Source organism: Leptospira sarikeiensis, assembly GCF_004769615.1.
Lineage (GTDB): Bacteria > Spirochaetota > Leptospiria > Leptospirales > Leptospiraceae > Leptospira_B > Leptospira_B sarikeiensis.
Map to the genome: position 1 here is coordinate 210657 of NZ_RQGF01000035.1, position 21153 is coordinate 231809.

The following is a 21153-nucleotide window of genomic DNA, read 5'->3' on the forward strand; positions in this document are numbered from 1 at the left end:
AATTTACGATCAGAGCACCTGAGTTGCGTCTGAAACGATCCGAACCACGGATTCTATTCCTACGTCTTCTGAAATCGCCTCGAACGTGAGTAAGATCCTATGACGTAGGATCTCCGGCAATACCGCTTTTACATCCTCGGGAGCAACATAGTCTCGTCCTTCCCAAAGAGCCTTTGCTTTGGATGCTTTAAGAAGACTTAAACTTGCGCGAGGAGAAGCCCCGTGTTTCACGTAAGGAAGAAGATCAGGGACTGTTTTTTCTTCAGGCCTTGTATTTCTTACCAAACGTACTATATAACTTTTTAATTTAGGCTCCACATGGACCCGGTCCACTAAAGAAGAAATTTTCAGAACATCCTTAGCAGTTGCAGTTTTCTTAATACGTTTCGGGCCTGCGGCAAGCCTGCCATGTTGCTCGAGGATCGCAAGCTCTTCGTCCATGTCAGGATAATCTACGAGGACTTTCATGAAAAAACGGTCCATCTGAGCTTCCGGTAGAGGATAAGTCCCATCCTGATCGATCGGGTTCTCGGTCGCTAAAACAAGAAAAGGTCTTTCCAAGGGAAAAGTATTTTCTCCGATCGTTACCGTTCTCTCTTCCATACATTCTAAAAGAGCAGACTGTACTTTTGCAGGTGCACGGTTGATCTCATCCGCAAGAAGTACTCCTGTAAAAATAGGACCCTTACGAGTGGTGAATTCTCCGTTTTTAGGATTAAATACCACCGTTCCGATCAAATCTGCAGGAAGAAGATCCGGAGTGAATTGAACTCTTTTAAAATCCAGATCCAAAGCAGAAGAAAGGGATTTTGCGAGTAAGGTTTTTGCAAGCCCGGGCATACCCTCTAAAAGAACATGGCCCTGACAGGCTAAGGATATTAAAAGATTCTTAACTACCGATTCTTGGCCTGTTATTTCTCCGGTAAGTTCCTGACGGATCCTATCTAAAGTGTCCTTTGCAAAATGAATATCCGATTCGGATAACGGAACATTTTCACGATCGTGAGAAGTGGATTCCATAGTATTCCTTTTTAACGTTCTGCGATCCAGCGGCCGGAACTATTTGTTCCTTGGTAAACGCCTGAGATTTTTTTGCCGTCCAGATCACCGGTATATGTTTGGTTAAAAGGAACATTACTTCCTATCTCTGAACATCTTGCGCCTGAGCAAGATCTTACGAATTTGATCGTTTTTCCAGTGACCTTGACTCCGAGAAGGATCTCGTTCGAACCTTTTCCCCAATTCGTAAACCGAAGGGTCGCGCCAATCCCGCCGGTTTTGCGAGGAAATATACTTAGGATCCCCTTATGAACTCCAACCTGCAGTTTATAAGTTCCTACAAACGGCTTTTCGGTGTCACTCAAAGGCACCTGGTTCGGGCTTAAACTTTGTGCGTCTTCTAAAAATTCGATCTTCTCGACCGTCTCGAGAGGAAGGGAAAAATCAGGATCTCTTAATATTACGTTTTTCGAATCTAAGGATACAAGAGTTCCTTCCGTAAAAGATCCGCTATAAGTGACTTTTGCCTGGCGATTTACGGACCCGCACCCTTTCATAAAATAGCCGAGTAAGAAGAATATGGGAGCTGCGACCAGGATCCCGAGACCGATTTTTTTGAAATCGTTATTGGTGAGTATCTTTTCCAAGTTTAGGATTTCCTTTTTAAACTATAGCCGGCCTATCGGCATAGTTTGGAAGAATGTTACGGATCTAGAAAAGTTTTTAAAGGAAAGTTCCGGCCCGGTATAGCCGAGCCTTTACCGAACTTTCGATTAAGAGATTTACTTACAGCCTTGCAGCTCTCCCATTTTGGCGTTTTCTTTACCGTTCACGTAATATTTTTTACCCTGAGGTGTAGTCCAACAATCGTTTTTTTGATTGGTTCCAGGCATAATCGGCCCTTGACCGATCTTGGCTCCGGAATCATCAAATTCGACCGCGGTCCCATTTGCAGCGATCTCAAAAGACTTTTTGCCGTTTTTATAATACGCAAAAGGGAAATCAGGCTTATACTTCGCCTTTAACTCGTCAGTTTTCTCGTCCATGAGTAAAAGATCGAAAAGAAGTTTTCCTTTTCCGAGAATGGTTCCGTCCTTATCGTATACTTCTGCGGAGCTCATCATCATTTCGTTCATCATGCTACCTTTGTATGCAGGATTTCCGTTGCTCCAATAGAAAGTCCAATCACCTTTACGGGTATGATCTCTTTGACCTTCTGCGAATAACTTTCCATTTTTATAATATTCTTTCCAAGCTCCGATCCTGAGTGATTTTTTATCGGTTCCGGTGCCCTTAGGAGCATAATTTCCTTCGGATTGAGGGGTCCCGTTATCATAATAGTTCTTCCAATAACCGGTCTTTAGATCGTCAGAATAACTTCCTTCGGAAGAAACGGTAGTCCCGTCCTTATGATAATTGGTTTCTTTTCCGACCTTCTTTCCGTCTTTATAATCGGTGATGGACTTTTTAGCACCGTCTTCATTATAATAATCTTTCCAGGTACCAGTTTTCTTATCGTCTATATAAGAACCTTCTTCACTTAAAACACCCTTGTCGGTTTTAGACCAGTATGGTCCGTTTTTCTTATCAGCTTTATAAAAAGTGCTTTCGAGTTGAGTCCCGTCTTTCGCGAGTTTTTTCTCTTCTCCTTCTTTCACACCCGCAACATAAGGAGATTCTCTTAGAGTTTCCCCAGTTTCATATAAAGTTTTCCAGATACCTTCTCTTTTGTCGTCCTTGTAATCTCCGACACGAGTCAGAACGGAGAGTTTATTCTTTTGGAGATCTTCTTTCTCCACATATTCTTTCCAAGAACCGTTTCTTTTGAATTTTTTGATCTGATCTGGAGTGAGTGCACTGATTTGATCCGGAGTACAAGGTTTGCCGGAACAATCCAAATTGACCGGACCTTCCGCTTTTAAATTAAAAGTTTCTTTGAACTTTTCGACTCTGATATTCGGATCTAAAATTTGGAACTCGGCAGCTTTACCTTTATTCTCTACGACGTTCGAAGCGGAACATCCTATCAAAAGAGAAATTGAAACCGATAGATTAATAATTTTTTTCATGGGTTCGCCTTTTGGGGAAATCTAACGAAGCAAAATTAAGGCAGATAATTCCTCTCGTCAACCTCCTTTCCCAATAAGCGTTTCCCATAAGTTGGATAAAAAATAGAACAAAAGGGCGACTTCTCGCTTCGCGATAACCGCGCTCTACGCTCCAATCAGCGAAGCACCATCATATTCTTTCAATGGAAGGAAGGACTACCGTAACGATAGTGCATCGCCGGATTTCCACTACGATCGCTGTCGCTTTAGTATTCCTATGTTTCACAGTTTTTCGAAACACTTTCTCTCACGCAAAGGCGCAAAGATAAGATGATAGGTATCGAAATCTTAAAAATCTCTTCTAAACTTCGCGGCTTCGCGTGCAAATATAAGTTTTTACAATTTTGGGTCGCACGGAGAACACAGAGGCCACGGGGAATTGTAGTGTTGGAATTCCTACAGCGCAACTCAAGACTTATACTATCTCAGTGTGCTCTGTGATCTCTGTGCGAAACATTAATGAAGGAAGGAGATTATTCTCCCGGATATCTCATCCTAAGAAAACGTAAAAAAGGTCTGTAACAGTCCACTGCCATATGACCGCTATCTGCAAAAGTATTACATGCGTAATCGGAAGCTTCTGCCATATCGATGATCGGGATCCCGAACTTTTCATTGATCGGACGAATTCTTTCCCACCATGGAGCGGGAATATTCAATTCTTTTAATAACTCTTCCAAAGGAAGGGAAACCTCAGGACGGACTACAAGTGTAGGAACTCCTTCCTTCTTCACTCTTTCCAGAATATCCTCGTAAAAAGAAAACTGCATTTCGGAAGGAGAATATTTGGGATAGATCCAGCCTATGGTACGGTTGGAACTAGCTTCCAATCTTCCGTAATCTTTCTCCATAAACCCGCCTGCAGGAGAGATCGCATTTCCCTTGTCTCTATGTAAAGAATCCACAGTGAGTTGTTTGATCAAGTCCGCTTGTGCGAATTTTTTATTGGTAAGATGGGAATATACATTGGTTAAATAAGGTTTATTCTTACTAACTCCGAAAAAGAAATTCGCGAGATAATAATTCACATTCTCCTTACCTAAATTCCAGGCATGGGTCAACACGAACCTAAGATCGAAACTATTTGCTAAATTCGATTTTTTGAATGTGGTGCTGTTCGCGTTGAATTGAAAAGGATCCGCTTCCAAGACCAGAAAATCGGGTTTTACTCCAGCTTCGAATAACCTTTCTAAAAAATACAGGTAATACGCAGGAGTAGTTACTGCAGAAGATAGATTATACACTTCCCAGTCAGGATAAAAATCCAGGATCTCTTCGTTCTTAAAATACAACATACGGGAGGAACCCATAAGAAGTACTAATTTTTTATCGGACTTTTTCTGAGCTCCGTTACCGAACTTAGAGATCATCTCCTTTAGAAGATCCTGTTTTACATCATAATAGATATAAGTTAATTCTACTTTAACGTAGTCGCGAACCTTATCCAAAAAGAAAATTTTGTCCAAGGCGAAAATGGATAAGAAAAGAATAACTGGATAAAAAAGAAAAGGATGGGTGAAAAAATTAATTTTTTCGTCAGGTTTAGGTTCGTTCTCGGACACGAACTCAAGACTCCCCGGCATTACCGGGGATGTCAATAGATTATATCAAGCGGTAGCTAGAGTTTCGGTAGCTCTACGACGCTTTTGAAGATCTGCCAACCACTCTTCGGTTGTTTTGCAATATCCGACTAAACGTTTTACGTGCATGCGACGCTCTGGATCTAAGATCTCTCTAGCTTCACGAACGATCTCTTCTACGATCTTAATATGAAAAGAGAAATGGCTGGTGAATAAATTGAAATACTCTTTATCTGTGTTAAGCCAATCTTTGGTTTGAATATCATGTAAGAAGTTTTCCATCTTATTGATATCTGAATCGAATTCGGAATCATACGGAGAATTTAAGATCGCAACCGTATCCGTGATATCCGTAAGACTTTGAAAGTAAGGGTCTAGTTCTGGAAAGTCCACTGTATACCGCCTTAAAAAGCAGCTCGCTATCCATTTCTCCCTTTCCGGAGAAGGGACCGCGAACACCCTATAATAGGGGCTCTAATGTCATCATTTTTTAGGGACTCGAGAGTTCAATCTCAAAATAGAATCAAAGACTTGCGAAAGAAGGCTCTTAGTTCTTCCTTAAGTACTGGAGAAGATGCATACTTTCTTCATCCCAACCTTCGGATGCAGCTTCTATCCAATGGTCGAATTTTTCTCCCAGCGGGTATCCGGAGTTAGTGAGCTTTAAGATCGTATCTTCTCCGTCTTTTTCAAACTCTAGTTTCAATTCGATATCACCTGCAGGATGATCTTGCCACTCTAAGATCAATTCTTGAAAAGGAACGATCTTCTTATAGATCCCTGTAGAAGTAAGTTCGCCTTCCGGACCTAAATTCCAAGTCCAAGAAAAAGTCCCGCCTAGTTTCGGACGACCTGTTACCTTATCCGCCAACCAATGGATCAGTTCTTCGTTGACAGTAACTGCGCTCCATACTTTTTCCAAGGGAAACTCATATCTAAATTCTTTAATAATGCTTCTAGTTTCCATAATTCTTAAGTCCTTTAATGAAAGTCCTTATAAAGTTTTTTAAATAATATTTTTTCCAAGAATGCAGGAGAAATATTTCTCATCCATTTTAAAAAAAGTCCGCTCTTATCCATGACTACAAGTCTTGAGTTCGGATCTTCAATCGATTTTATCATTCTATTTGCGACTTCTTCAGGAGTTTTACTCTTTCCCGAATAATGGGATTCACCCAGTTTTTCTCCGTCCCCGTCTATACCATTCGCTCTTAAATTCGTTTTGGTATACGGAGGACAGAAAATAATAAAACGTAAACCTTCTTCCGAAAGTTCTATCCTTGCAGATTCCATGACGGCATGCAACGCAGACTTGGAAGAAGAATAAGCGCTTCTTGCAGGGATCCCATACAAGCCACTTACTGTAGAAGTGACCATGACTGCTCCCTTATTCTTTTTTATATAAGGAAGAAGTCTCATCGTTAAAAAAACAGGTCCGAAAAAATTCACATCGAATGCTTTTCTAAACGCTTCTATCTGGCTCTGATCGAATCTAGAATGAGCGGTAATTCCCGCGTTATTGAATAGAACATCCACACCATCTACAAGCTTTGCCAATTTAGAAACGGCCTTATCGATCTCTTTTTCAGAAGAAAGATCCGCTTGGATATGGAAAATTTCAGCAGGACGTTTTTCCTTCTTCTTGGAAATTTTGCGCACCAATTCCGGCTCGGAACGAGAAAGATTGATCAGCTTACAAGGGATCCAGGACAGAGTTTCCAAAAGAGCTTCCCCTATCCCTGAGCTTGCTCCGGTAATCACAATCGTTTTGCCTGTCCAAAGATCCTTATTCATCGAGCTTATTCTTTAAATTCGTACGACCCATTCAAGGAATTTTCGAGGTCAATTCGGAACATTCGAATTTGTAGGAGCTTCCACTTCGTCCTGGATCAATCTTGCTTCCGCACGGAAAGCCATATAAGCCCAAACCCAAGTAATAAAAATAGAGATCTTATTTTTGAAACCCACTTGGTAAAAAATATGTACGAATAACCAAGCGATCCATCCTAGAAAACCTTTCATTTTAAAATTGCCAACTTGAGCGACAGCGTCCTGTCTTCCGATGGTCGCCATACTTCCCTTATCCATATAGTGGAAAGGTTTTCTTTTTTTAGATTTCAAATCTCCACGAATAAGAGAAGCAACATATCTTCCTTGTTGCATAGCGACCGGAGAGACTCCAGGTAAAGGTCTTTCTAAACCTTTTGAATAGCTAGCGATATCACCGATCACAAAAACTTCAGGATGAGATTCCACATTACAGTATTCGTCTACTACAACTCTTCCCATTCTATCGATCGGAACTCCCAAAGAAGCACCGATAGAATTTGCCTGCACACCCGCAGCCCAAATTACATTAGAAGAAGGGATCATTCTTCCTTCTATCTTGACGCCATTCTCGTCGATGTCTAGAACTTTAGTTCCAGTTAGAACTTCCACTCCCCTTTTCTCCAGACGTTTTTTTGCGAACTCGCTTAACTTAGGAGCAAACGCTGCAAGTAGTCTTGGAGAAGCCTCTATCAAAGTGATTTTAGCCAAGGCAGGGTCGATCGTATGGAATTCATTTCTTACGATCTCATGGGATAATTCCGCGATGGAACCTGCAAGCTCCACGCCTGTAGGACCTCCTCCGATGATCACATAATTCAAATGTTTTTTAGCGACTTCCGGATCTCCCGCAAGCTCAGCGTGTTCGAAAGAAGTTAGAATTTTTGTTCTGATAGAAAGTGCGTCTTTTAAGGACTTCAAACCTGTAGAATATTTTTTCCAATGATCATTCCCGAAATATCCGGATTTGGCGCCTGCAGCCAATATTAGATAATCGTAATTTTCTGCATGTCCCTGGAAATAGACTTTTTTGGCCTGGATATCTACTTTTTCGACCTCACCCAGATACACTGTTACATTCTTCTTATCTCCGATCAGTGATCTGGTCGGGATCGCTATATCCGCAGGGCTTAATACTGCGGTGGCCACTTGGTATAATAAAGGTTGGAATAAATGGTGATTCTTCTTATCTATCGCTACGATTTCCAAATTTTCGTCTTTGGAAAGTTTTTTGATGGCTTGTAATCCGCCGAAACCTACTCCGATAACAACTACTTTCTTTTTTTCACCCTTAGGCATTCTTTGCTCCGTTTTTAGTCAAAACAAACTCCAGAAATCCTTCCGAAGCTTCCGAAACGATCTGATGGACCTCTTCGAAGTCCTTTAAAGTTCCATAATATGGATCCGGAACTTCCGTATCCTTTCCTTGTCCCTTTTGGAACTTCCTGAACAAATGGATCTTTTTTCTCTCTTCTTCATTCGAAGCGAGAGCCCCCAGATCCTTATGATTGGATCTGTCCATCGCCAGAATAAAATCGTAATATTCAAAATCTGATCTTTTAAATTGTCTCGCCTTATGGGTAAGTTCTATTCCCTTTTTGCGAGCGGTTTGCCTGGTCCTAGGGTCAGCCAATTCTCCGATATGATAACGAGAGGTGCCGCAAGAATCCACTTCGAAGGAAGAAGAAAGGCCTCTCTTTTCCAATAGATCTACGAAGGCCCCCTCTGCAGCAGGAGACCTGCAGATATTTCCTAGGCATACGAATAATACCTTACAGATATTCGATGAAGAAGGAGTTCCTGCCATGCGAAAGACCTTATCTAGGTTCGATCTTCTCCCATAAAAATTCGGGAACCGAACGCATCAGAACTCCGATGAGTGCCCAAGGAAACCACGGCACAGTAGCGGATCTAACGCCGGATTCAATTCTATCGTAAATTTTTTTGGCTCCCTTCTCTGCGGAAACAAGAAAAGGACGGGTTTTTAACTTTTGATTGATCGGAGTATCGATAAATCCCGGATGAATTACAGTAACCTTCACTCCGAACTTTCTAACTTCTCCTCTTAACGCTTCTAAATAAGTGGAAACAGCCGCCTTAGATGTGGAATAACTCGCGGATCCGGGAAGTCCTCTAAAGGAAGCAACGGAAGAAATTCCCACGATCTGCCCTTTTTTCTGAGCACGAAACACGGACTGTAAAGAAGAGATCCCTGCCATAAGGCCGATCAAATTGGTATCGATCACCTTCTTATCCGCTTCGAAACTTTTAACTCCGAAAGACGAATTTGTGGAAATTCCTGCGTTTGCGATGAATAGATCCACTCCTCCCAAATCTTTGGCTAACTTAGGGAGAACCTTAAAATTATCTTCCGACTCGGACACATCTAAGGAAGCGATGATCACCTTTCCGCCTGCACCGAAGGATCGGATCTCTTTTGAGAGTTCTTCCAAGACTTTTTTTCGTCTGGAGGTAATCGCTAAGTCATGACCTGCTTTACCGTATATTAAGGCCAATTCCCTCCCGATCCCGGAACTCGCTCCTGTAATAATAACTTTTTTCTTATCAAAACCTTTTGACATAGGTGAAACCGCCGAGTAATTCATTAAATTAGTTTACCCCGAGGCGGGAAAAGAATTATTTTACCAGTATTGTATAACAAACCTTAAAAGATAGGAGTTCCTACCAAAAGACTCCTCTCTTTACGTTCGAAAACAAAATGCGGAATCCATCGGAAGAATTACAAGATAAAGAAGAGGAAATCAAAAAACTCAAAGAGTTATTGGAACTTTACGAAAGAGTTTCAAAGCTTGGAGAAGAAGAATTACTCGCCGCAGAACAGACCCTTAACGCTCAGGAAACCACTGCAAACCTTGCTCGAAACGAACTTATAGAAATGAGGGACCGGTTCAAAGGGATCGGCTCCGAAAGAAAGACCGCCATTTTAGAGATCGTAAACGATAGAGAAGTCCCTCTTCCAAGCCTTGCGAATAAATTCGAAGAGATGGGCAAAAAGGACGATTATTTCTATTCCGATTTTTTCAGAATGATCGCGAACCTAGACCTACCCGAATCGGAAGCCAAATCCTTATGGAAGGAAATATACAATCACGCAGAAGGTTTAAGTAAACAACTCGGCAGAAGTATGAACTTCGTCGTTGCTCTCTTGGATTATATTTATCTAAAGAATAGGCTAATTGAAAACCCTAAGATAGTGGATATTTATTCTTTCGAGGAGATCATCCTAAACGCAGTCATTGATGAAGGAACTGGAATTTATAACAGAAGATACTTCAACCTAGTCCTAAACAAAGAGATCACTAGAAGTAAAAGATATAGAAGGAATTTCTGTTTATTCATATTAGATTTGGATAACTTCAAGAAGATCAACGACTCCAAGGGTCACGCTTTTGGGGACGATATTCTAAAACTTGTGGCGGGAACTCTGATGTACGCATTCAGGACCGAAGATATCAGTTGTAGGGTCGGAGGAGAAGAATTTGCGGTTATTCTTCCGGAAACCACGAAGGACAATGCAAAAGTCGCTATCGAAAGATTCAGGACTTATTTAAGAAACTCATCCAAGAACGATTTCGGGATAGAAGTCACAGTATCGGGCGGAGTCGCAGAATACCCGTCGGACGCGGACGAAAGTTCTAAATTATACTCCCTTTCGGATGCAAAACTATACGAAGCGAAATTATCCGGAAAAGACAGGATCACTTACGGATGATCATTTTTCCTCTATCTGATATTCGATTTCTTTCGTAGTAATTTCGTTCAGTTTAGAGATCAAAAGTTCGTTCGTATTTGCAAGTCTGTCTGCAAGGATCCTTACCATCTTTGCCGCAAACTCAGGATTAGAGATCAGATATCTTTCCAATTGTTGTTTGGATTCTACCGCGACCATCTCAGTATCTAAGACCGCTCTTGCAGTTGCAGTTCTAGGTTTAGATCGGAAAAGAGCCATCTCTCCAAAGAAGTCCCCTTTTTTCATTAAGGCCAAACGAGTTGCAGCATTTTTATGTGTGAAGAAGATCTCGACCGTGCCAGAAGTGATAATATACATTGAGTTATTCAACTCGCCTTCTCTGAAAATAATCTGGCCTGCCTGGACATTAATTTTATTCATGAATTCCTAACTTTTCGATTTAGATCGGGTGATCCGATCATCGGTTCCCATATCGTTATCTGACTTCGAATCTGTTCTTTTCCTAACTCGAATCAGGCCCAAGTCCTAAAACAAAGCCCTTCTATCTATATCATCGGGTGGAAAATGCCAATCTTTGAGCCAATTACAGTGGAAGGAACTCCCCTCCCCTGTCTCGGATTTCAGGAATAGATGGACCATGGTACCATAGGAATTATGTCACATATTGAAAAAGGAAAACTCCCGACCATGTAGGAGTTACTGCCACTTAGGACATTCCGTTTTTAAATCTAGGGTCGTAGACTACACCAGATTCTCTGATCTCTGAAAGGGAATTCGAATAAGCGATAAGTATTCTAAGTGCGAACACACTTCTTTCTCGGATGAAACTATCCTCTGCAGAAACCGGCTCTCCACCATTGATCAAATGTTCCACATCCCTAAAGATAAGTTGTTCCGGAATATAACAGATCTTAGTGTTTTTATAACTGCTAGCTCTCATCTCATGGATCGGAAATGCACCACCTCTCCCGGAAGAAACAGAAACCAGCAACCCGGGCTTATGACCTAACTGAGGAAGACCTGCGTGAAGGAAAAAATTCTTAATAGCAGGACTCGCCATGCCACCATATTCCGGAGTGATAACAACAAATCCCTCCGAACTTTTTAGATTGGAATCTATAGGTCCCCAAAATTCGGACCATGTTTGATTTTCGTTCGTCTGATTCGAGTCCCAAATAGGAAGAGGAGTTTTTCCTAGGTCCAATGTCCATGTTTCTACGGACATTTCTTTCAATTTAGAATTTAAAAATTCTCCGACTTTGGCGGATTGAGATTCTTTTTGTTGAGACCCTACTATGATTCCGATTTTCATTCTATCCCTTTGTAGTGAAGACCTATTTGGAATATATTAATGGTCTCCGGATACAGGATGAAAAAACGGGAGTTTTCTCCAACGAGAAAAATTCCAACTTAACTTATTCCGTATTTTTTCTTCAGGCTCCCAAGTTCTTTTAAGAAAGAATCCCTGTTTTTAGAGGTCAGAGATTTCAGATCCAAAACGACCCTCTCGGCCGGCTTGCGGGGTGAAATCGTTTCACCCCCCCGTCCTTCTTTCTTTTTTAATAAATTTTCTAAATTTTTAACTGAAAGTTCGCTTCCACTTTTTAGAAGTTCGGAAACCGATCTTTGATCCAATCTTGCGATCGAGCTGAGCTGTTTTACATATCTTTCGGTATAACCTAAAATTTTACCAACTTCCTCTGCGGTTTTTTTCCTTTCCTTTCTAAGAAACTGGATCGCTCTTCCTACTTCCCAAGGATTCAGGCTTTTGCGTTTTTCGTTCTCAGCCAAGGCGATCTCATAACATCTGTCTTCGGAGGCTTCGGTCTCGACTACCGGAATGGATTTCCATCCTATCACCTTTGCCGCTTGAAATCTTCTTTCCCCCGCGACGATCTGGAATTTTTTTCCCTGTTTTCTGACAACAATCGGCTCTATCAGGCCGAGTCTTCTCATGGACTCTACTAGATCGCTTACGTCTTCTTTTCCGAAAACTCTAGGCTGATCCGGATTCGTAATTATATCCGAAAGTAAAATTTCTTTTTTGATGGATTCATCACCGCCAAACGCAGTCAATAAATCCAATCCCGCAAAATCAGACCTTTTTGCCATCTGCTCTCCTTATTACTTCTTCCGCTAAGGTTGAAAACATCTGCATAGCCTTCGGATCATATTCGGATAAAAGTTTACGTTTCGCCTGAGACTGAGGGATAGCCTCTCTTCTATATACTACAGAGTCGAATACCGGGAAATATTTCCTAACAGTATCCGCAAGGCCTGAAAGAGCCCTAGAGTCCTCATACTGATTTAACACTGCTCCAAGAAGACCCAAGCTAGGATTTGCTTTTTTCCGAATCTTCTCGATCGTTCCGTGCAAATCTTTCAAACCCTGAACGCTAAATGCTCTGGTTTGTATCGGAACTAAAACTAGATCCGCGGCGATCAATGCATTCTCTAAAATTAAACCAAGAGAAGGAGGACAATCTATAATAATATATTCGTAAGAAGAACGTACAGGTAATAGAGCTTCTTTCAGAAGATCAAAATCATCTCTTTCATACGGAGTCGTAAAATTCGCAAGATGAATGGAAGAAGGAACAAGATCCAAACCGGGAGCAAGATTGACTATGATCTCGGCAACTTCTACCTTATCTTCTCCCTTATATCCTAAAGAGTGGAATACTGATTTATCTGCCTGGCCTACATATAATTGAGTGATATTCGCCTGAGCATCCCAATCCAGGAGAAGTACTTTTTTGCCCGACTTGGCGAGTGCTTCCGCAAGACAGATGGATACTGTCGTTTTTCCTTCTCCGCCTTTTTGATTGGAGACGGCGATAATCACAGATTCGAATGAGTTTTTAACCTTCTTAGAAAAATACTTATCCAAAACTTCAGTCTTGTATTTACCTTTGCTGTCCTTTGGCAGGGACCATTTTTCCGCCTTCTCACGGAACTCGTCTTCCGAACTCAAAACGTATTCGGAAAGAACCTCTTCCACGCTTAAAACCTTAGCCTTCACTGCAGAACTTAACCCTAATTCTTGATCCACCCTAAGACTGAATTTGTCAAGAAAACCTATGTCTCATATGGGCCTGGAAGCAAAAAAACCGAATTGAAACGATAGGGGAGGGGGGAATGCTAAGGTCTCTCAACTGAAAAGGAATTCACTAGGGATGAAATCATTTCACCCCCAGACCTCAGGATGAAATGAAAATTAAAACCTACTTCATAAGCCTTCTTGTTCTCCTAATTTCATTCTCAAATTTATATCCCCAAGGATCAGAGCCCGAAAAACAACCTGAACCGGAGATCCAAGCACAGACAAAATCCCCCGATCAAACAACTATTCAAAAATTCTTATCCGAAATGATGACAAGGACATCGATCACAGGACTATTCGGGGAGAATGGGGGCCAACATATATTCGAATCGGGCACAAAATACCCGAATTTATCCGGGATCAAGGCAGGCTCCAGGATCACCTATAATCGTGAATTCCAATATGGAGGAATAGGGATCAAACACTGGTGGGAAGGCTGGGAGTTCGGACTGGAATATAGGACAACTTTTAAGAACCAACGAGCAGGGGAGGGGAGAGACGAGGACTTCTTTTTAGGAAGTGTCAGTAGAGAAAGAGGAACAAAGATCGATTTTCCGAATTTAAGTTTCAATGATACTCCTTATACCTTTACCGGAACCCAGAATTTTGCGGACGGTAGGGGAAAACTGAAAATGAAAGACGATCGGATCAGCCTCCAAGCCAGAAAATATTTCGGCACTGCAAATCCGGATCCAAGGAAGCCGGGTTCCGGTGTATACATTAGCGCGGGTGCTCATTATACTTTTTTTAAATACTACCTATACGATGTGACCCAGTGGATAGCAACCGCTCCTGTCACCTATGGTCCGATCGGCATCGGCCTAAGTTATTCCAATTCAACATGGGAATTACCTGTAGGCATCGGATATAGATACTCGGATGGGACCTGGATATTCGAAGCTGGACTTGCAGGAAATGTTTGGTATTCTCATTTCAGGGATTATCATTACCAAAGAAATTTGAATTTTATAGGGGATTCTTCCGGATACGGAATAGAAGCAAATTTAGGAGCGGGGTACGCACTCCCCTCTTGGCTATTTTATGTAAAATTAACCGAGCACAGATTGTATGGAGAAGGTAGTTTTAAAACACAAGGCGGGATCAACAGAGATGATATCATATCTAATTACTCCGGAATGTATAGGAATTATCTAAGCACAAAACAATTCTCTCTTGAATTTCAAGTGAGCCATTTTCTATAAAAATAGAATTTCTTTTGACTTGTGTGGAAGCGCAGAACAGTCAAACTTTGAAATAGCCGGACAAAAAGATCCGAAATAATAACCATCTACTAAAAGAGAATTTTTTGAAAAACAGACTTCTTCTTATCAATTTAGGCGGGCCAAGAAACGCCGGGGAAATCCCAAAATTCCTAAAAGACTTATTCGAAGATCCATTAGTATTCGATCTTCCTATTCCTGAGTTCCTTAGAATCAGGCTCGCAAGGAAGATTGCATCCTCTAGGGCAAAAAAAGTAGAAGAGACATACGCTTCTATGGGTTTTGGAGGAGGCTCCCCTCTCGTTTCCGAAACAGAAAAACAAGCGGAAGGTTTAAAAAAAATTTTAGAAGGTTCTGGAGAAGAATGGGAAGTGAAAGCCACAATGGTTTGCGGCTATCCTGATATAAGAGAACTTCCTTCCGAATGGACAAACCCTCAGGCAGGGGCAGTGCTTCTTCCTTTATTTCCTCAATTCTCTAGATCCACAGTTTTATCGACCGCAAAACTTTTAGAAAAACAGATCGGATACTGCCCTGCCTCTCATCCGAATTGGGTCAGACCATTTTCGGAAAGAAAAGAATATCTGGAGTCGATTTCAGATCTGATCTTGGACTTTTTCCAAGGAAAACTATCCGAGAAGGAATTCCTACATATAGAAACTAAATCCGTCCATGACTGGCAAAATTTAGATATAGTATTCAGTGCTCACGGAATTCCACTTCGCTTAATAAACAAGGGCGACAAATACACGGAAGAAATACAGAAGAACGTACAAAATATACATTCTCTATTAAAAACAAAAGGATATAAGGGAGAAGTCCACTTATCCTATCAGAGTAGGGTAGGGCCGAGCAGATGGACCACTCCGAATACTTTGGATAAGATCCAAGAATTGGGACAAAAAGGAAAGGAACGGATCGCAGTTTATCCCATCAGCTTTATCAGCGACCACCTTGAAACCTTGGAGGAGATCGGAGTTCAAATCCGCGATCATGCATTTCAAAATGGGATCAAAGAATATTATAGGATCCCTGCACCCGGATCTTATCCCGCTTTCCTGAAGGCTCTTGCGAAATTCGTTCTCGAAACCAAGTCAAACTCTCAAGATAGAATGTCTTGTATCTGCAAAACTTCCGGCGGATGGGACCCTAAAAAGGAAAAGTCCGTTTGTAAATGCGGTTAGATATTCTCTCCACATTTTTTCTTAGAACCTGTCCAATTCCCTAAAACTCAATTGATATAAGTATGAAAACGGATATTTCGAGGAGGAGAATATGGAAGAATATTTGATATTAATGAGGCTGGATCTGATCACAAAGGAGGCGCAACCTTCTCCGGAACAATTGCAGGTCTATATGAAGATGTATCAGGATTGGGTGGGGAAAATTATAGCACAGAATAAATTCGTAGGTGGCACCGGCCTTTCTACCGAAGGTAAAGTGATCAAATCAGGTCAACCGGTCACGGACGGTCCTTATGCAGAAACCAAAGAATCGATCGCAGGATTCATTACTATCAGAGCTGAAAGTTTCGAGGACGCGGTTTCTATCGCAAAAAATTGCCCTATCTTACAAGGAGAGGGGAATAGTGTCGAAGTGAGAAAGATCTCAGGAGTAGATAACTCTCACTCTTAAAGTGTATAAAACAGAAGTCACGCTTGGATCCATGAATACAGAAGATCTACTTCCTCATCTTTTCCGAATGGAATATTCTAAAATCGTATCCGTTCTTTGCAAATTGATCGGATTCGAGAATTTAGAGATAGCGGAGGAGATCGCAAGCGAGACTTTTCTGACTGCGATGGAAGTCTGGGGGATTAAGGGAAATCCAGAAAATCCCACTGCTTGGCTTTATAGTGTCGCAAAAAATAAAACGAAGAACCATCTACAAAGGAATTCTATTTTTGAAAATAAGATCCTTCCTGAATTAAAAAAACCAGTATCGGAATCTTTAGAATTAAATCTTTCGGAAACAAATATCTTCGACAGTCAATTGCAGATGATATTCGCGGTTTGCCATCCTTCTATTCCTTCCGAATCACAGATCGGACTAGCTCTTAGGATATTATGCGGTTTCGGGATAGAAGAGATCGCAGATGCATTTCTCACAAATAAAGAAACAGTTAATAAAAGATTATTCCGGGCAAAAGAAAAATTAAGAGAAGAAAAGATCCGGATTGGCATGCCCCCAGCGGAAGAACTTGAAACTAGATTAGAAACTGTACTTTCTACGATCTATTTACTTTTTAATGAAGGATATTATTCTATCAGCCAAAATAGAACGATCAGAAAGGATCTTTGCTTTGAAGCGATCCGGCTCTGCACTATGTTAGCGGAATCTAAAGAAACAAATTCACCTCAAGTGAACGCATTATTAGCCTTAATGTGTTTTCACTCTTCAAGATTAGAAGCACGCCAGGAAGAAAGCGGAGAACTGATCTTATACCAAGACCAAAACGCAAATCTATGGAACCGGGATCTAATACAAAAAGGACAGGTCTTCTTAGGACTCTCTGCGAACGGCACGAAACTTACTAAATATCATTTGGAAGCCGGGATCGCATATTGGCATACACAAAAGGAAGAAACAAAGGAAAAATGGGAGAATATCCTACAATTATACGATCAGCTGTTGCAGATCCAATATTCTCCTATAGCCGCTTTAAATCGAACCTACGCATTAGCAAAAGTTAAAGATAAAAGACTGGCGATCTACGAAGCGGAGAAGTTGAACGTTCAAGAAAATCATTTTTACTTCGCATTACTCGGTGAACTTTATATAGATATCGATCCTGTCCAAGCGAAGGAAAATTTCCAAAAAGCTTTCACACTTGCAAAGACCCAATTCGATAGATCCAGCATCCAAAAAAGATTGGAAACTCTTATCTAATCTTTTTTAATATATATAATGTTATTTCGTTTTTCCAACAAAAGAAATCTTTTCTTCTATACGATCTTAACCGCAATAATCCTATCTCCAATTATTCTTCATATTCTAACTCGAATCGTTCTTGCTCCCGTTCGAGCGGATCTATCAGAAATACAAACTTCCAACAGATTGGAGCCTATCGAAATTGATTCGAATGGAATTAAACTAAAAGCCTGGCGTTTAGTTTCGAGATCCGAAAAAGGGATTATACTCTTGCTACATGGGATCCGAGCAAACAAATCCAGCATGCTCCCAAGGGCGGAATTTTTAGCAAATGCAGGATATTCTTCTATACTTTTAGATTTTCAAGCTCATGGAGAAAGTGAAGGAGATCTGATTACGCTCGGCATTAAAGAAAGTGAAAATGTTAGAGATACAATCAGGTTTATAAAGAAGAATTATCCGAATAAACCCATCGGGATCCTAGGAACTTCTTTAGGGGGAGCTTCCGCTCTACTTGCAGATATTTCTGAAAATTTAGATTTTCTGATCTTAGAAGCGGTGTATTCCAGGATCGAAGATGCGATCCGAAACCGATTAAATAATCGACTTTTCAAACCACTTGGGCTATTTACTCCGATTGTATTAGTATGGCTTCAATTCGAACTTGATCTCTCGAAAACAGGACTTAGGCCAATCGATCATTTGCAAAATTTGAAATGTCCCGTATTTATCATTTCAGGAGAAGAAGATCCTTACACATTCACGACGGAAACGAACGAAATGTATGAAATCTCTCCTAATCCCAAAAAATTATGGCTCGTAAAAGGGGTAGGGCATGTGGATCTTTATTCATATTCCAAAAAAGAATACGAAAACAATATATTAAATTTTATTAATATATATATTCAAAAAATACGTCCCGGGATAAAAGATAATGAATACAAGACATATTAGCATAACAATCCCGCTTCCCAAGGAGAAAGTTTATCAATACCTTTCGAATCCTGAAAATTTTCCGGAATGGGCTTCCGGATTATGCAAATCCATTACTGCTTTAGAAAATGGAGAATGGTCCATTGATTCACCGATGGGGCAACTGACAGCCAAATTTACGGAGACAAATCCATTCGGGATCTTGGATCATTATGTAATATTTAATCCTGATAAAATCTCCTATAACCCTCTTAGAATTATTGATAATGGAGAAGGAAGCGAATTGATCTTCACCTTATTTCAAACGGAAGATATGAGTGCCGAAAAATTCGAAGAGGACGCGAAATGGGTCCGAAAAGACTTATTGGAGCTCAAGAATATTCTAATAGAAAAGTTTAAGACCTAAGATTCAGCCTTAGAGTAAGCCGCGTAAGCTCTTTCTAAAATGGATTTTAAACCGATCCCATTCCTGAAATTCCCTTCTACTCGTATTTCAGGAGGAAGTACACGATCCAAATCTCGATTGAACGCATGGAGTTGAGGGCCGTATACCGGCAGAGCGTCTTTCCATACGGTTACATAATGATTTAGCGGGACTCCGCTGCCCGGAAAAAGTTTTTTTCTATCTTCTTCTACGACTGTGATTACTTCTTCTTCAGTTTTAGAAGAGATCTCTCTATCTCCCGCGCCACCCAATATAAATGTTTCAGAATGAACTCCGTCGGACGTCCTACCGGAGAAAATAAAATCATTAAATAGGATCCCCCTAGATCGGATCCCTAACTCGGAAGAAAAACTTTTATGATCTTTTGGAAATAATACTCCGAATCCTTTCTTTCCATCCAAGATAGAATCTTTTCCGAATCGAGTAACGGTTACGATCGGTAAAGATTCCAACATTCCCTGATAAGATCTAAATTCCTTAAATTCGGATTTAAGAAATTTTAATGCAGTTCCTAAATTCGTAGCGATCGTAATTTTTGAATTCGGATATGTTGCCCTAAGTTCTTTTAAGCTGGAAATATCCTGGCCCAATTTGATCTTTCCTTGGGAAGAAACTCTCGCTTCCAAAGCTCCAAGCAGGGAACCAAGGCCTCCTCTAAAACTTACTGTACCATTTCTTCCAGGTTGAAGTTTAGGCTTTGTTTTTCTGGAATTTCGAAGATGAAGAATATTTTTCCAAAGTGGTCCTTGTTCCGGTAGGAATTTTCCGAGAACGAATTCAGCAGACATAGAATCCAGATCTCCTGCATAAATTCCTCCGAGGGCAGGCTCTAACACCTTCGCCATGGTTCTTTCGCCTAATACTCGTTTGCCCCATTGATAGATTGATTCTCCCGGGATCGGTTGGGATGGAACGGTCAATGAGGAAAAGAGTAAGTAAAGAATATCAAAAACGGAAAGAGGGTTTCTCCTCATCTTTCCATCCGAAAAAATATAACGTTTTTTAGCGGAAGGATTTGGAAAGAGTAAGTCCAGTCCTAATCTGGCCGATAAGTTTTCCAATTCCCAACAATTCAAGATCCCATTGGCCGCAGTTTCTACAATACCGTATTCAGTTCGAACCGATCGGATCAAACCACCAGGACTTTCTTTTTTTTCTAAGACCAGAACGGACTCTCCCTTTTCTAAGGACAGAAAAGCATGAGTTAAGCCCGTAAAGCCGGCTCCGATTACGATATGATCCGGATTCCATTTCGCCACGGATACAAAGTAATCCGAAGGAAACTATTGGCAATAAAATCCCGATTTTTATTTTAAAAGAAGGAAAAGTTTTTAGAAACTTTAGAAATCGAATCTATAACCGACTGTATATTTGGTTTCCATTCCGGCAAAGGATCCGCTTCCGGAATATCCTCCCGAAGTTCCTACATTCGCAGGAAGTGCGGACAAGATCATCCCGCGGTTTTGACCGTCGGAAATTTGGACTACAGACTTCACCGAATTTGCAAAAAGATAAGAGTCGATCAAATTCAAAAGATAAATACCGCCTAACACATATAAGGCGCCTTGGTATTCTTTAAAATTCTTGTCCGCTTCGTCTCTTTTCTCGCGGACCAAGCTCATTTGATCGGTTAAGTAGGCATTCAGAGGAGAGAGGGGAGGGGGAGTAGAAGAAGTGCCTTGCCCTGTCGCAGCTAAAAACAAACTATCCTTAGTGTAAGGATTGTCGATATTTCCATAATCTCTTACTGAATTTCTATAAACTCTGAACTTATCGTATGCTATAAATGCGGCTGCAGCCATGAGTGTAGGATACAGAATTCCTTGAAACTTCCTCTCTGTATAAAACTGTCCCCAACCTGGAATAGCAGCGGATCTCATGAGTGCGTTTAGAGGACGTCTTGCTTGTTGTTTTCGAAGTTCTTCCAAACGGCGAGCCTCTTCTTCGGCTTCAGCTTGTTTTTTCAGATCTTCTTCTTTTTGTTTTTGTTCCTCTAATTGTCTTTGAGCAGCGTCTTTATCTTCCTGCTCTTTTTTATCATCCGCAAGTTTCGCTTCTTCTTCCTTGCGGATCCTTTCCTCTTCGTCATCATCTATATCATTGAACAGGACCTTCAATACAAGATCCTTATCTATCTTACGTTTCCCGGATTCGGTTTGGATCAAGATAGAATGTTGGTTTTGGGTGATAATATCACCTTTTACTTTTCCGCCCTCCCTCAATAGGACAGTTACGGGAAAAATTCCCATAGGCGCAAATACTAGTAATAAGATAGGGATGATTTTCCTGATATTCAATGACAACATTCCAGAATGACGAATACTCTTTTGAACCATATCAAAATTGGCCAATGC

Annotated in this window: 23 protein-coding genes; 7 read left to right on the forward strand and 16 right to left on the reverse strand. The window is 40.9% G+C overall.

Going from position 1 to position 21153, the window contains the following annotated elements; genetic code table 11:
- Positions 1-9: 9 nt before the first annotated feature.
- From EHQ64_RS17755 to EHQ64_RS17800, 10 genes are all read right to left on the reverse strand, one after another.
- Positions 10-1020, reverse strand: a complete 1011-nt coding sequence (locus tag EHQ64_RS17755) for an AAA family ATPase (RefSeq protein WP_135651134.1) — start codon at positions 1018-1020, stop codon at positions 10-12.
- Positions 1021-1031: 11 nt separating this feature from the next.
- Positions 1032-1637 (reverse strand): LIC20036 family protein, encoded by a 606-nt coding sequence (locus tag EHQ64_RS17760; RefSeq protein WP_425460445.1) that lies wholly within the window; start codon positions 1635-1637, stop codon positions 1032-1034.
- Between the two features lie 144 nt (positions 1638-1781).
- A complete protein-coding gene (locus EHQ64_RS17765; RefSeq protein ID WP_135651136.1) occupies positions 1782-3068 on the reverse strand; it encodes an LIC20035 family adhesin in 1287 nt (428 codons plus the stop codon).
- A 512-nt stretch (positions 3069-3580) separates the two neighbouring features.
- Complete coding sequence (locus EHQ64_RS17770) at positions 3581-4669, reverse strand: DUF1574 domain-containing protein (protein ID WP_135651137.1); 1089 nt, start codon at positions 4667-4669, stop codon at positions 3581-3583.
- A gap of 45 nt (positions 4670-4714) precedes the next feature.
- Positions 4715-5080 (reverse strand): PLU-1-like domain protein, encoded by a 366-nt coding sequence (locus tag EHQ64_RS17775; protein WP_135651138.1) that lies wholly within the window; start codon positions 5078-5080, stop codon positions 4715-4717.
- Between the two features lie 154 nt (positions 5081-5234).
- Entirely contained in the window at positions 5235-5654 is a 420-nt protein-coding gene (locus tag EHQ64_RS17780) for an SRPBCC family protein (RefSeq protein ID WP_135651139.1), read from the reverse strand.
- Positions 5655-5668: 14 nt separating this feature from the next.
- A complete protein-coding gene (locus tag EHQ64_RS17785) occupies positions 5669-6481 on the reverse strand; it encodes an SDR family NAD(P)-dependent oxidoreductase (protein ID WP_135651140.1) in 813 nt (270 codons plus the stop codon).
- Positions 6482-6529: 48 nt separating this feature from the next.
- Positions 6530-7813, reverse strand: a complete 1284-nt coding sequence (locus EHQ64_RS17790; RefSeq protein ID WP_135651141.1) for an NAD(P)/FAD-dependent oxidoreductase — start codon at positions 7811-7813, stop codon at positions 6530-6532.
- On the reverse strand, positions 7806-8321 hold the full coding sequence (locus EHQ64_RS17795; RefSeq protein ID WP_135651142.1) for a low molecular weight protein-tyrosine-phosphatase: 516 nt from the start codon (positions 8319-8321) through the stop codon (positions 7806-7808). Before EHQ64_RS17795 ends, EHQ64_RS17790 begins: the two co-directional genes overlap by 8 nt.
- A 10-nt stretch (positions 8322-8331) precedes the next feature.
- On the reverse strand, positions 8332-9096 hold the full coding sequence (locus tag EHQ64_RS17800; RefSeq protein WP_167882428.1) for an SDR family NAD(P)-dependent oxidoreductase: 765 nt from the start codon (positions 9094-9096) through the stop codon (positions 8332-8334).
- Between the two features lie 137 nt (positions 9097-9233).
- On the opposite strand from EHQ64_RS17800, the gene EHQ64_RS17805 reads away from it, so the two are divergent.
- The gene (locus tag EHQ64_RS17805) at positions 9234-10247 is read left to right on the forward strand and encodes a GGDEF domain-containing protein (protein ID WP_135651144.1); all 1014 of its coding nucleotides are present in this window, start codon (positions 9234-9236) and stop codon (positions 10245-10247) included.
- On the opposite strand, the gene EHQ64_RS17810 is transcribed toward EHQ64_RS17805, so the two are convergent.
- The 4 genes from EHQ64_RS17810 to EHQ64_RS17825 all read right to left on the reverse strand — a co-directional run bounded on the left by EHQ64_RS17810 (position 10248) and on the right by EHQ64_RS17825 (position 13248).
- The gene (locus EHQ64_RS17810) at positions 10248-10646 is read right to left on the reverse strand and encodes a Crp/Fnr family transcriptional regulator (protein WP_135651145.1); all 399 of its coding nucleotides are present in this window, start codon (positions 10644-10646) and stop codon (positions 10248-10250) included.
- Positions 10647-10932: 286 nt separating this feature from the next.
- Entirely contained in the window at positions 10933-11538 is a 606-nt protein-coding gene (locus EHQ64_RS17815) for an NADPH-dependent FMN reductase (protein WP_135651146.1), read from the reverse strand.
- Positions 11539-11636: 98 nt separating this feature from the next.
- Entirely contained in the window at positions 11637-12338 is a 702-nt protein-coding gene (locus tag EHQ64_RS17820) for a ParB/RepB/Spo0J family partition protein (RefSeq protein ID WP_135651147.1), read from the reverse strand.
- On the reverse strand, positions 12322-13248 hold the full coding sequence (locus tag EHQ64_RS17825; RefSeq protein ID WP_135651241.1) for a ParA family protein: 927 nt from the start codon (positions 13246-13248) through the stop codon (positions 12322-12324). The genes EHQ64_RS17820 and EHQ64_RS17825 overlap by 17 nt, the downstream gene beginning before the upstream one ends.
- Positions 13249-13436: 188 nt before the next feature.
- Here EHQ64_RS17825 and EHQ64_RS17830 point away from each other — a divergent pair, with 188 nt between their 5' ends.
- The 6 genes from EHQ64_RS17830 to EHQ64_RS17855 all read left to right on the forward strand — a co-directional run bounded on the left by EHQ64_RS17830 (position 13437) and on the right by EHQ64_RS17855 (position 18760).
- Complete coding sequence (locus EHQ64_RS17830; RefSeq protein ID WP_135651148.1) at positions 13437-14531, forward strand: putative porin; 1095 nt, start codon at positions 13437-13439, stop codon at positions 14529-14531.
- Between the two features lie 104 nt (positions 14532-14635).
- Positions 14636-15733: a ferrochelatase gene (hemH, locus tag EHQ64_RS17835; protein WP_135651149.1), complete on the forward strand. Its 1098-nt coding sequence runs from the start codon at positions 14636-14638 to the stop codon at positions 15731-15733.
- 91 nt (positions 15734-15824) lie between these two features.
- A complete protein-coding gene (locus EHQ64_RS17840) occupies positions 15825-16184 on the forward strand; it encodes a YciI family protein (protein WP_135651150.1) in 360 nt (119 codons plus the stop codon).
- A 31-nt stretch (positions 16185-16215) separates the two neighbouring features.
- Positions 16216-17439 (forward strand): RNA polymerase sigma factor, encoded by a 1224-nt coding sequence (locus tag EHQ64_RS17845; protein WP_135651151.1) that lies wholly within the window; start codon positions 16216-16218, stop codon positions 17437-17439.
- An 18-nt stretch (positions 17440-17457) separates the two neighbouring features.
- The gene (locus EHQ64_RS17850; protein WP_135651152.1) at positions 17458-18375 is read left to right on the forward strand and encodes an alpha/beta hydrolase; all 918 of its coding nucleotides are present in this window, start codon (positions 17458-17460) and stop codon (positions 18373-18375) included.
- Positions 18356-18760: an SRPBCC family protein gene (locus tag EHQ64_RS17855; RefSeq protein WP_135651153.1), complete on the forward strand. Its 405-nt coding sequence runs from the start codon at positions 18356-18358 to the stop codon at positions 18758-18760. The genes EHQ64_RS17850 and EHQ64_RS17855 overlap by 20 nt, the downstream gene beginning before the upstream one ends.
- On the opposite strand, the gene EHQ64_RS17860 is transcribed toward EHQ64_RS17855, so the two are convergent.
- Together EHQ64_RS17860 and EHQ64_RS17865 are read right to left on the reverse strand one after the other, a co-directional pair.
- Positions 18757-20058: a protoporphyrinogen/coproporphyrinogen oxidase gene (locus EHQ64_RS17860; protein WP_135651154.1), complete on the reverse strand. Its 1302-nt coding sequence runs from the start codon at positions 20056-20058 to the stop codon at positions 18757-18759. The two genes, EHQ64_RS17855 and EHQ64_RS17860, sit on opposite strands and share 4 nt — an antisense overlap.
- A gap of 81 nt (positions 20059-20139) precedes the next feature.
- Positions 20140-21105: an LA_0442/LA_0875 N-terminal domain-containing protein gene (locus EHQ64_RS17865; RefSeq protein ID WP_135651242.1), complete on the reverse strand. Its 966-nt coding sequence runs from the start codon at positions 21103-21105 to the stop codon at positions 20140-20142.
- Positions 21106-21153: the final 48 nt, after the last annotated feature.